This window comes from Pseudomonas sp. BF-R-19 (assembly GCF_019956445.1).
Taxonomy (GTDB): domain Bacteria; phylum Pseudomonadota; class Gammaproteobacteria; order Pseudomonadales; family Pseudomonadaceae; genus Aquipseudomonas; species Aquipseudomonas fluorescens_BH.
The window spans coordinates 47,932-58,640 of sequence record NZ_JAHBDN010000053.1; the positions used below are offsets into that span (position 1 = coordinate 47,932).

Sequence of the window (10,709 nt, forward strand, 5' to 3'; positions counted from 1 at the left end):
TCAATGAGCATCGGCACTCGGCGCGGCCGGTGGTTGCACCTTGCGCATCAGGGGCACCATCGCCGTGGCGATAATGAAGCAGACCATGATCATCAGGAACGCGTCGCCATAGGTTTGCGTCTGGGCTTCGCGGTAGGTCAGCAACCATAGCTGATGCAGGCTGGCGGTGACCCCGGCGTCACCGCTCTGGCCGAGGGCGGCGAAGTTGTTGCCGACCTGGGACAACCACTGGTTGAGCGCCTCGTTGGTGCTGTTGAGATTCTCCGCCAGCCGGGTGAAATGCAGGTTGGTGCGGTCGTTGAGGATGGTCGCGCACGCGGCGATGCCGATGGCCCCGCCCAGGTTGCGCATCAGGTTGAACAACCCCGACGCATGCTTGAGCCGCGCCGGCGCCAGGCCGCCGAGGGTCAAGGTCACCGTCGGCGGCACCGCCAATTGCTGGGCAATCCCGCGCAGGGCTTGCGGCAGCATCAATTCTTTGGCCCCCCAGTCATGGGTGATCGGGCTGAAATCCCACATTGACAAGGCGAACAGCCCGAGGCCGGTCATCATGATCCAGCGCAGGTCGATGCGGTTGGCCAGAAAGGCATACAGCGGAATCGCCATGATCTGGAACACTCCGGTGGAGAAAACCGCCAGACCAATGTCCAGCGCTCCGTAGCCACGCACCCGGCCGAGAAACAGCGGCGTCAGGTAAATGGTGGCGAACAGGCCGATGCCGGTGACGAATGAGAAGAAACAGCCAAGGGCAAAGTTGCGATCCTTCAAGGCGCGCAGATCGACAATCGGATTGGCCACGTGCAGGGTCCGGCCGATGAAAGCCAGCCCGGCCAGGCCGCTGATCCACGCGGTGGTCAGGATCGTGCGGTCGCTGAACCAGTTCCAGCGCGGGCCTTCTTCGAGGGTGTATTCCAGGCAGCCGAGGAACAGCGCCAGAAACACCATGCTCAGGTAATCCGCGCCTTTGAGCAGCGACAGTTCCGGCTGGTCGATTTTCACCAGCATCGGCACGGCCACGGCGACAAAGATGCCGGGGACCAGGTTGATGTAGAACAACCAGTGCCAGGACGATATGTCGGTGATCCAGCCACCGATCACCGGTCCCAGGGTCGGTGCCAATGAGGCCACCGCGCCGATGGTCGCGGCGGCGATCACCCGTTGCTTGCCGGTGAAGAACACGAAGGCCGTGGTGAACACCAGCGGGATCATCGAGCCGCCCAGAAACCCTTGCAGGGCACGGAAGGCAATCATGCTCTGGATGTTCCAGGCCACGCCGCACAGCAGGCTGGTCAGGGTGAAACCCACCGCCGACGCACAAAACAGCCAGCGCGTCGAGAACACCCGGGACAGCCAGCCCGACAGGGGGATGACAATGATTTCGGCGATCAGGTAACTGGTTTGCACCCACGCGGTTTCGTCGGTGCCGGCGGAAAGCCCGCCGCCGATGTCACGCAACGAAGCCGAGACAATCTGGATATCCAGCAGCGCAATGAACATGCCGATGCACATGCTGGCAAAGGCGAAAACCTTGGTCGCCGTCGCCATGTTCGCGGCATTGAACGGTTGCGCCGGGGCGGCGAGGGCGCGGCTCATGGCGCGCTGGCCACGGCTGGCGCTTCAGGCTCCTTGCGCGTGTCCACTTCAGCGGTCACCGACAACCCCGGACGCAGGTGGCCGAGCACACTGTCGGCCGGGTCGAGGTGAATCCGCACCGGCACCCGTTGCACGATCTTGGTGAAGTTGCCGGTGGCGTTTTCCGGCGGTAACACACTGAATTGCGAACCACTGGCGGGGGCGAGGCTGTCCAGGTGACCGTGGAATTCCTGCCCCGACAGCACGTCGGCACGGATCACCACCCGTTGCCCCGGCACCATGTGCGCCAGTTGGTCTTCCTTGAAGTTGGCATCGACCCACAGACCGCTGGTGGGCACCACCGAGAGCAATTGCGAGCCGGCCTGGGCATAAGCGCCGACCCGGGCCCGGCGATTGCCGATCACACCGTCGACCGGCGCCTTCAGTTCGGTGTAGCCGACATTCAATTGCGCCAGGTCGCGCTCGGCCTTGGCCTGGATCAAGGCGGCCCGGGCTTGTTGTTTCTGGGTATCGATCACATTCAACTGACGTTGCGCGGCCAGCAGTTCAGCCTGGGCGCGGTTGCTTTGGGCCTGGGCCGTCTTGAACGTGGTGTTGGCTCGCTGGGCGCTTTCCACCGAGACGGCGTTGGTGATCACCAGTTTTTTGTAGCGGGCATCGTCATCCCGCGAGCGGGCGGTTTCGGCACCAGCGGCGTCGATGCCGGCACGGGCCTGGCCGATGACGGCCTGTTGCAGTTGTTCGGTGGCGTCGAGGTTGGCCAGCAAGGCCTCCTGGGCGGCCACAGCGCCTTCGGCCTTGGCCAGGTTGGCGCGGTAGTCGCGCGAATCGAGACGGATCAGCACGTCGCCGGCCTTGACCTGCTGGTTGTCGGCCACCAGCACTTCGTCGATGTAACCCGCCACTTTCGGCCCGATCACCGTCACATCACCGCCGATGTAGGCATCGTCGGTTTCCTCGATGAAACGACCGGCAGTCCACCAATGCGCGCCATACACCCCGGCCAGTACCAACGCTGCAATGCCCACGGTTGGCAACAGCAGGCGCTTGAGCAGGGGAGGTTTTGCCGGTTTCACCGGGGAGTCCAGATCGGGTTCTACGGTGGACATGCTGGTCATGGAGGGATACCTGTCAGGGCGGCGGTTAATTATGATGGCTGTAATATGACGCATGTAATATTTTGTGGCAAATGGTTTTTGCTGCCGGTCGTCAGGTCCTATTTCAGCCAGTCGCCGGGGGTGATGCCGGTCATGTCCTTGAAGAAGGCGATGAAGGCACTGTCACTGGCAAATCCCAGTTCAAAAGCGCTGTAGCCGATGTTGCGTCCGGTCGCGAGCAGTTCGATGGCGCGCATCAGCCGCCACTGTTGCCGCCATTGCTGATAACTCATGCCGGTCTCACGCTGGAAGATTCGGCCAATGGTGCGGCCGCTGGCGCCTATCCGTGCTTGCAGTGCCTGAAGTTTCGGCGGCAGCTTCTCGACGGTCGCGAGCAGCGGTGCCAGGCGTTTGTCCGACGGCAGCGGTAGCAGCATGGGCTGGCGGGCCGCGTCGCGAATTTCGCTCAGGCACAGCCCCAGCAGATGGACGTATTTCCCCTGCTGCCAGGCGGTGTCGAAGCCGGCGAGGGCTATCGACTCCAGCACGGCCCGCAGCAACGGGCTGACTTCGATCACGCAGACCTGTTGCGGCAGGTCTGCGCATAACGCGGGGCTGAGGTAAATGGAACGGTAATCGACGCTCTGTTGCATCACGGCGCGATGGGCCACACCGCAAGGAATCCAGGCCGCGCGCGAGGGTGGCAAAAGGCACAGCTGCTGCGCCAGGGTAATGCGCGTACAGCCCTGGCGGGTAAACAGCAGTTGCCCGCGTTGATGTTGATGCATGCCCGAATCGTGATCACCGAGGGTTGCGGCGATGCCGATAACCGGTACGGTGAAGCTGTCGGGATCGAAATGTGCGTGGGCGTCGAGCCAGGCCATGGGTTGTCCGATTTCAGCGATAAATTGGCAGGGTTCTGATAGTACGTCAGTCACGATTTCTTAAGCTGCACGGCAATTTCTTTTAAGAGTGAAGCCGTGATGAATGACAAGAAAATCGTGGTATTGGCCGTCGCGCTGCTGATGTTTCCCCAGTTGGCGCAATCCATTTACAGCCCGGCGTTGGCGGACATCGGCCGGGCCTTTGCCGTCGGGCCGCAGGCGTCGGCGCAAATGCTTTCCATCTATTTCCTGGCGTTCGCGTTCGGCGTGGTGGTGTGGGGCCGGATGTGCGACCTGGTCGGGCGTCGCCCGACAATGCTTGCAGGGTTCGCCCTGTACGCCGCGGCTTCGTTGATGGCGCTCAGTGTCAGCACGTTCGATGCACTGTTGGCGGCCCAAGGCCTGGCCGCGTTTGGCGCAGCGGTGGGCTCGGTCGTTACGCAAACGGTGTTGCGCGACCGCTTCAAGGGGGTGGCACTGGCCCAGGTGTTTTCGCTCATGGGCATCGCACTGGCCGCCAGCCCGGCCATCGGGCTGTTCGCCGGAGCAAGCCTGGTGCAAGGCTTCGGTTATCCAGGCGTGCCGGGTGGGCTGCTGGTGCTATCCGTTGGACTGTGGTTCTGGTGCCTGCGGGTTTTGCCGGAAACCCGACCACAGCAAGTGGCTTCGCCCGCGCTGTTCGAGACGCTGTGGCAAATGCTCCGGGATCGCGATATATGGCGTTCGACGTTATTGGTAGCAGTCTTCAACATTGGCCTGTTCAGCTACTACAGCCTGGGTCCCTTCATGTTTGAGCGGCTGGGGCTGAGTGCGCAAATGTTCGGCTACAGCGGCGTCATCCTGGCCCTGGGTTCCGGCCTTGGGGCCGGGCTCAATAAACGGCTGCTGCGACGAGGGTCGAGTGGTGCGCAACTGATCCAGGTGTCGGGTTCGCTGATGTTGGTGGGTGCCAGTTTCGTCTGGCTGATGGAGGACAGCGCTCTGTTCGTGCTGGCGATGTTGTTGGTGGTACTGGCCTTTGGCATGGCGATCCCGAACATCCTCGGTTCGGCCTTGGTCAACTACGGTGATCGACTGGGAACGGCCGGCGCGCTGTTTGGCTTGCTGTATTACCTGTTGATCGGTGGCGGGCTGATGCTGGCAGCCTGGGGGCAGGCATTGGGCGCGACCTTGATGGTATGTGCGGTGGTGGCCTGGATGTTGGCGTGGATCAAGCCACAAAAGACCTAGTCATCCAGGGGTTTCTTGCCGCGGCTGCGGTAATGACGGATTGCGAACCGTTCGCGGATAAAAGCCATCAAACAATCGGCGCGCGGAAATGAAAAAAAGGCCGGTGATCTGCGCAATCACCGGCCTTTTTTACAGCTATTGCTTAGACGCGTTCAAAAATCGCCGCAATCCCCTGGCCACCACCGATGCACATGGTCACCAGCGCATAACGACCGCCGGTGCGGTGCAGTTCGTGGATGGCCTTGGTGGCGATGATCGCGCCGGTTGCGCCCACCGGGTGGCCCAGGGCGATGCCCGAACCGTTCGGGTTGACCTTGGCCGGGTCGAGGTCCAGTTCCTGGCTGACGGCGCAGGCCTGGGCGGCGAAGGCGATGTTGGCTTCGATCACGTCCAGGTCGGCGACGGTCAGGCCGGCGCGCTTGAGCGCCAGGCGGGTGGCCGGGATCGGGCCCAGGCCCATGAATTCCGGTTCGACGCCGGCGTGGGCGTAGCTGACCAGGCGGGCGAGTGGCTTCAGGTTGTTGGCCTGGACCGCGTTGCCGGTGGCCATGACCAGTGCGGCGGCGCCGTCGTTGAGGCCCGAGGCGTTGCCGGCGGTGACCGAGCCGTCCTTCTTGAACGCAGGCTTCATCGCAGCCAGTTGTTCCAGGGACGTGGCGCGCGGGTGTTCGTCGACGCTGAACAGTTTGACGCCTTTGCGATCCTGGATTTCCACGGTCGCGATCTGCTCGCTGAAGTAGCCGTTGGCAATCGCGTGGGCCGCGCGTTGCTGGTCTTCGAAAGCCAGGGCGTCCTGCATTTCGCGGGTGATACCGTTGCGCGCAGCGACGTTCTCGGCGGTGATGCCCATGTGGATGCCATGGAACGGGTCATGCAGGATGCCGAGCATGTAGTCGATGACCTGGGCATTGCCCATGCGCGAACCCCAACGGGCGGCCGGCATCAGGTACGGGCCGCGGCTCATGGATTCGGCACCGGCACCGACGACAATGTCGGCATCGCCGAGCATCAGGGTCTGGGCGGCGTTGATGATGGCTTGCAGGCCCGAACCGCACAGGCGGTTGACGTTGTAGGCCGGGGTTTCTTTCGGAATGCCGGCGTTCATCGCCGCGACGCGGGAGATGTAGGCATCGCGGGTTTCGGTCGGGATCACGTTGCCCATCACCAGGTGGCCAACGAGCGCCGGGTCCACGGCGGCTCGCTCCAGGGCGGCTTTTACGGCCGTGGTCGCGAGGTCGGCCAGTGGCACGTCCTTGAGCGAACCGCCGAATGTACCGATGGCGGTACGGGCGGCGCTGACGACGTAGATTTCTGGAGTGTTCATGGCTGGTTTCCTTTCGGTGGATTCTTATCTGTACTGCGATTGAGCAGGGCGTTCAAGGCGGTTTTCGCCTCGTCGGTATTCAGGCGCTGAATGAACAGCGTGTTTTCTTCGCGCAGGGTGGCTTCCAGTTCGGCCAGGGAAGCCTGTTTCATCAATTGCCGGGACTGGCGCAAGGCTTGCTGGGGCATGGCCAGGAAGCGCTGGGCGATTTTTGTCGCCGCCGCCAGGCATTGTGCGCCGTCATCGAAGGCTTCATTGGCCAGGCCCCAGGCCACCGCTTCGTTGCCGTCCAGGCCGTTGCCCAACAGCAGCAGGCTCGCGGCGCGGGCATGGCCGAGCCGGCGTGGCAGCAACAGGCTGGCGCCGAATTCGGGGCACAGGCCGATGTTGACGAACGGCATGCGCAGCTTGGCGTTGCGGGTCACCAGCACCTGATCGCAATGCAGCAGCAACGTGGTGCCGATGCCGATGGCCGCCCCGCAGACTGCCGCGACCAGCGGTTTTTGCAGGCGCGTGACGACCTTCATCAAGTAGAACGCCGGGGCGTCCAGATGAGTGGGCGGATTCTGCAGGAAATCCACCAGGTCATTGCCGCTGGTGAAGCACGCCGGGCCGCCGGTGAGGATGATCACGCCGGTCTGCGGGTCTTCGTCGGCGGCCAGCAACAGCTCGGCCAGTTGCGTGTACATGGCGTTGTTCAGCGCGTTGAGCTTGTCCGGGCGGTCGATGGTCAGCGTCAACACGCCGTCGCGTTGCTCGTGTTTGATCAGGTCGGTCATCGCAGGCTCTGCAGGGTCGGTTCAGGGCTGCCACTTTAAGCGCCGGACAAACTCCGGATCTATGGCAAAACGGGTCAACTGCACTGCCGCTTTTTGCCATGCCGGTGTGCCAAAAGCGACACACACCCATTCGGGGTATGGCCGCGTCCGGCGAATCGACCAATAGTGGGGGCATCCGCTCATCCAGAGCCGAACTCGCTATAAGGTGCATTTGCTATGGGCAAGACGCTGCTTAAGGTGATTTCCAGTCTGTTTGTTGTACCGCTGACCTTTCATGCCTACGCCGCTCAAGTGGACGACAGCCATACGCTGCGGCTGTACAACTGGGCGGATTACATCGGCGAAAAAACCGTGGCCGATTTCGAAAAGGCCACCGGCATCAAAGTCATCTACGACACCTTCGATGCCTACGAAACGGTGCAGGCCAAATTGCTCACCGGCCACTCCGGTTATGACCTGATCGTGCTGAATGCGTCCCTGGCGCCGCCGCTGATCAAGGCCAAGGTGTTCCAGCCGCTGGACAAGAAACAGCTGCCGGGCTGGACCAACCTGGACCCGAAAGTCCTGGAGGATCTGCAAGGGTACGATCCGGGCACCACGTACTCAGCGCCTTATACCTGGGGCAGCAACGGCGTCACCTACAACGTCGACAAGATCAAGGAACGCATGCCGGACGCGCCGATCGGCTCGCTGGCGATGATCTTCGACCCGAAGATCGTCTCGCGCTTCGCCGATTGCGGCGTGACCCTGCTCGATGCCCCGACCGAAGTCATTCCCATGGCCCTGAAGTACCTGGGGCGTGATCCACGCAGCGCCGCACCGGAAGATCTGAAAGCCGCCCAGGACTTGCTGTTGTCGGTGCGGCCGTACATCCGCAAGTTCGACTCGGTCAATTACCTGACCAGCCTGCCCAACGGCGACGTGTGCATGGCCATGACCTGGTCCGGAGACTACGCCACCGCCATGGCCCGCGCCGCAGAAGCCAAGAAGAAGATCGACCTGGCGTACTTCATCCCCAAGGAAGGCTCGTTGATCTGGTTCGACAACATGTACATCCCGGCCGATGCGCCTCACGTCGCCAATGCCCACAAGTTTCTCGAGTACCTGATGCAGCCGCAGGTGATGGCGGACGTGAGCGACTTCATCAATTACGCCAACAGCAACGCCGCGGCCACGCCGTTGTTGAACGCCGATGTACGCAATAACCCGGCCATCTATCCCGATCCACAGACCCGCGAGCGGCTGTTTCCGCAGAAGACCCAGGACGCCAAGGACATGCGGGCGATTACCCGGGTCTGGAGCACCGTGAAAAGCGGCATCTGATGGGTTCGATCGTTAGTCATTTCGGTTAGAGGTTTATTTATGGCGACGCCAACACGCAGCGTTTTTTCCCCAGCGGACGAGTCCCGGCTGGTCAAGGCCGACAAGGCCCATCATATGCACGGCTATCACGTGTTCGATGAACACGCCGAACAAGGCTCGCTGAACATCGTCGCAGGCGATGGCGCCTACATCTACGACACCCAGGGCAACCGCTTTCTCGATGCGGTAGGCGGCATGTGGTGCACCAACATCGGTTTGGGCCGTGAGGAAATGGCCGAGGCCATCGCCGATCAGGTGCGGCAACTGGCCTATTCCAATCCGTTTTCCGACATGTCGAACAACGTCGCCATCCAGCTGTGCGAAAAACTCGCCAGCCTCGCTCCCGGCGACCTCGACCATGTGTTCCTGACCACCGGCGGCTCCACCGCCGTGGACACCGCGTACCGGCTGATCCAGTACTATCAGAACTGCCGTGGCCTACCTGCGAAGAAGCACGTCATTGCGCGGTTCAACGCCTATCACGGCTCCACCACCCTGACCATGTCGATCGGCAACAAGGCTGCCGACCGGGTGCCGGAGTTCGATTACGCCAACCCGCTGATCCACCACGTCTCCAACCCGAATCCGTACCGCGCGCCGGACGGCATGGACGAGGCGCAGTTCCTCGAGTTCCTGGTCAAGGAATTCGAAGACAAGATCCTCTCGATTGGCGCGGACAAGGTCGCCGGGTTCTTCGCCGAGCCGATCATGGGCTCGGGCGGGGTGATCATTCCACCCCGGGGTTATCTCAAGCGCATGTGGGACATCTGCCAGCGCTACGACATCCTGTTCGTCGCCGACGAAGTGGTGACTTCGTTCGGCCGCCTGGGCAAGTTCTTTGCCTCTTATGATGTGTTCGATGTGCAGCCCGACATCATCACCACCGCCAAGGGCCTGACCTCGGCCTACCTGCCGCTGGGCGCGTGCATCTTTTCCGAGCGCATCTGGAAAGTCATCGCCGAACCGGGCAAGGGCCGCTGCTTCACCCACGGCTTCACCTACAGCGGACATCCGGTGTGCTGCACCGCCGCGCTGAAGAACATCGAGATCATCGAACGAGAAAACCTGCTGGCCCATGTCGACACGGTGGGTGCTTATCTGGAAGAGCGCCTGGCAACCCTGCGGGACTTGTCGCTGGTGGGGGATGTGCGCTGCCAGAAACTCATGGCCTGCGTGGAGTTTGTCGCCGATAAACGCACCAAGGCGCTGTTCCCCGACGAGATCAACATCGGCGAGAAAATCCATGTGCGGGCCCAGGCCCGGGGCTTGCTGGTGCGGCCGATCATGCACCTCAACGTGATGTCGCCACCGTTGATCCTGACGTTTGCCCAGGTCGATGAAATCGTCGAGACCCTGCGCGAATGCATTCTGGAAGTGGCCGCCGAGCTTGAAGCGAGCGGACAGTACGCGGGCCAATGATTTCGTCAGTCAGGCTGTTACCAAGGGCGTGTCCAGCCGCTAGACTGCGGGGCATGAGCAAACCAGACGACGATACGCTGATCGCGGTGCCCTTCGGGGCATTGCACAAATGGCATGGGGGAATGCGCGAGGCATTCGCCCATATCGATGAGCCTGACGCCCTGCAATACCTGGCGTCGGCGTTGGCGCAGCTGGTGTCCGTCGAGTCGATGATGATCAGCCTGGAGCGCAAGGACCGCGCGCCCCAGTTGCTGCATCAGCGCGGGATTGCCCAGGAGTATCAGGTCTCGATCCTGGAGCGCTATTTTGCCGGGGGGTATTTGCTCGACCCGTTCTGCCTGGCGGTGGAACAGGGGTTGGCGCAAGGCTTCTATCACCTGGAGGAAATTGCCCCGGACAATTTCTTCGACAGTGACTACTACAAATCCTATTACCTGAAGGCGGGCTGCTCGGAAGACAGCTACTACATCGTCGATACCGGCAATGACACGAAGATTTCCGTCAGCCTCTATCAGGGTTTCGGCGGTGAATGCCTGAGCGCCGAACAGCTGAATCTGCTGCGCGCCGTGGAACCGCTGGTGCGTGAATTCATCAGCGAGTTCAGCCAACGGGGCATGCTGCGCAGTCGCGAAATCCAGTGCGATAAAGACCAGGGCATGCGCGATGATCTCAAGCACCGAGTGCAGTCGGCGTTCGAGCATTTCGGCAGCGATTTGCTGACCGAGCGTGAGCGGCAAGTGGCGCATATGGTCCTGCGCGGGCATTCGGTGAAATCCACGGCCAGCCAGATGAACATCTCACCGGAAACCGTACGCATGCACCGCAAGAACCTGTACCTGAAACTGGAGGTGGGTTCGCAGTCGGAGTTGTTTGCGCTGTTTATCGAGTGGTTGCGCAGGCACTGAGAGGTGACCACAGGCCTTTAGCCAGCAGAGATCAAATGTGGGAGCGGGCTTGCTCGCGAAAGCGGTGTGTCAGTCAACATCAATGTTGAATGTCAGTCCGCTTTCGCGAGCAAGCC

At 61.8% G+C, this 10,709-nt stretch carries 9 protein-coding genes; 4 read left to right on the plus strand and 5 right to left on the minus strand.

Annotated elements, in window-relative coordinates; genetic code table 11:
* The 3 genes from KGB28_RS14815 to KGB28_RS14825 form a co-directional block, all read right to left on the minus strand.
* On the minus strand, positions 1-1,593 hold the full coding sequence (locus KGB28_RS14815; protein WP_223446139.1) for a DHA2 family efflux MFS transporter permease subunit: 1,593 nt from the start codon (positions 1,591-1,593) through the stop codon (positions 1-3).
* The gene (locus KGB28_RS14820; protein ID WP_223446141.1) at positions 1,590-2,711 is read right to left on the minus strand and encodes an HlyD family secretion protein; all 1,122 of its coding nucleotides are present in this window, start codon (positions 2,709-2,711) and stop codon (positions 1,590-1,592) included. Before KGB28_RS14820 ends, KGB28_RS14815 begins: the two co-directional genes overlap by 4 nt.
* A 98-nt stretch (positions 2,712-2,809) precedes the next feature.
* Positions 2,810-3,574 (minus strand): AraC family transcriptional regulator, encoded by a 765-nt coding sequence (locus tag KGB28_RS14825; RefSeq protein ID WP_223446143.1) that lies wholly within the window; start codon positions 3,572-3,574, stop codon positions 2,810-2,812.
* A 99-nt stretch (positions 3,575-3,673) separates the two neighbouring features.
* Between KGB28_RS14825 and KGB28_RS14830 the strand changes: the two genes are divergently transcribed.
* The gene (locus KGB28_RS14830) at positions 3,674-4,804 is read left to right on the plus strand and encodes an MFS transporter (protein WP_223446145.1); all 1,131 of its coding nucleotides are present in this window, start codon (positions 3,674-3,676) and stop codon (positions 4,802-4,804) included.
* A gap of 142 nt (positions 4,805-4,946) precedes the next feature.
* On the opposite strand, the gene KGB28_RS14835 is transcribed toward KGB28_RS14830, so the two are convergent.
* Both KGB28_RS14835 and KGB28_RS14840 read right to left on the minus strand, forming a co-directional pair.
* Complete coding sequence (locus KGB28_RS14835) at positions 4,947-6,128, minus strand: acetyl-CoA C-acyltransferase family protein (protein ID WP_223446147.1); 1,182 nt, start codon at positions 6,126-6,128, stop codon at positions 4,947-4,949.
* Positions 6,125-6,907, minus strand: coding sequence for an enoyl-CoA hydratase-related protein (locus KGB28_RS14840; RefSeq protein WP_223446149.1), 783 nt, complete (start codon positions 6,905-6,907; stop codon positions 6,125-6,127). Before KGB28_RS14840 ends, KGB28_RS14835 begins: the two co-directional genes overlap by 4 nt.
* Before the next feature lie 216 nt (positions 6,908-7,123).
* On the opposite strand from KGB28_RS14840, the gene KGB28_RS14845 reads away from it, so the two are divergent.
* The 3 genes from KGB28_RS14845 to KGB28_RS14855 are packed head-to-tail and all read left to right on the plus strand — an operon-like array spanning position 7,124 to position 10,593.
* Positions 7,124-8,230, plus strand: coding sequence for a polyamine ABC transporter substrate-binding protein (locus KGB28_RS14845; protein ID WP_223446151.1), 1,107 nt, complete (start codon positions 7,124-7,126; stop codon positions 8,228-8,230).
* Between the two features lie 39 nt (positions 8,231-8,269).
* The gene (locus KGB28_RS14850; protein WP_223446153.1) at positions 8,270-9,688 is read left to right on the plus strand and encodes an aminotransferase; all 1,419 of its coding nucleotides are present in this window, start codon (positions 8,270-8,272) and stop codon (positions 9,686-9,688) included.
* Entirely contained in the window at positions 9,685-10,593 is a 909-nt protein-coding gene (locus KGB28_RS14855; protein ID WP_223446155.1) for a LuxR C-terminal-related transcriptional regulator, read from the plus strand. Before KGB28_RS14850 ends, KGB28_RS14855 begins: the two co-directional genes overlap by 4 nt.
* The last annotated feature ends 116 nt before the right edge of the window (positions 10,594-10,709 follow it).

Bases quoted from the DNA above. Each gene is read 5' to 3' on its own strand.
- KGB28_RS14850 (WP_223446153.1), top strand. From the start codon at position 8,270: ATGGCGACGCCAACACGCAGCGTTTTTTCCCCAGCGGACGAGTCCCGG.
- KGB28_RS14845 (WP_223446151.1), top strand. From the start codon at position 7,124: ATGGGCAAGACGCTGCTTAAGGTGATTTCCAGTCTGTTTGTTGTACCG.
- KGB28_RS14835 (WP_223446147.1), bottom strand. From the start codon at position 6,128: ATGAACACTCCAGAAATCTACGTCGTCAGCGCCGCCCGTACCGCCATC.
- KGB28_RS14840 (WP_223446149.1), bottom strand. From the start codon at position 6,907: ATGACCGACCTGATCAAACACGAGCAACGCGACGGCGTGTTGACGCTG.
- KGB28_RS14825 (WP_223446143.1), bottom strand. From the start codon at position 3,574: ATGGCCTGGCTCGACGCCCACGCACATTTCGATCCCGACAGCTTCACC.
- KGB28_RS14815 (WP_223446139.1), bottom strand. From the start codon at position 1,593: ATGAGCCGCGCCCTCGCCGCCCCGGCGCAACCGTTCAATGCCGCGAAC.
- KGB28_RS14855 (WP_223446155.1), top strand. From the start codon at position 9,685: ATGATTTCGTCAGTCAGGCTGTTACCAAGGGCGTGTCCAGCCGCTAGA.
- KGB28_RS14830 (WP_223446145.1), top strand. From the start codon at position 3,674: ATGAATGACAAGAAAATCGTGGTATTGGCCGTCGCGCTGCTGATGTTT.
- KGB28_RS14820 (WP_223446141.1), bottom strand. From the start codon at position 2,711: ATGACCAGCATGTCCACCGTAGAACCCGATCTGGACTCCCCGGTGAAA.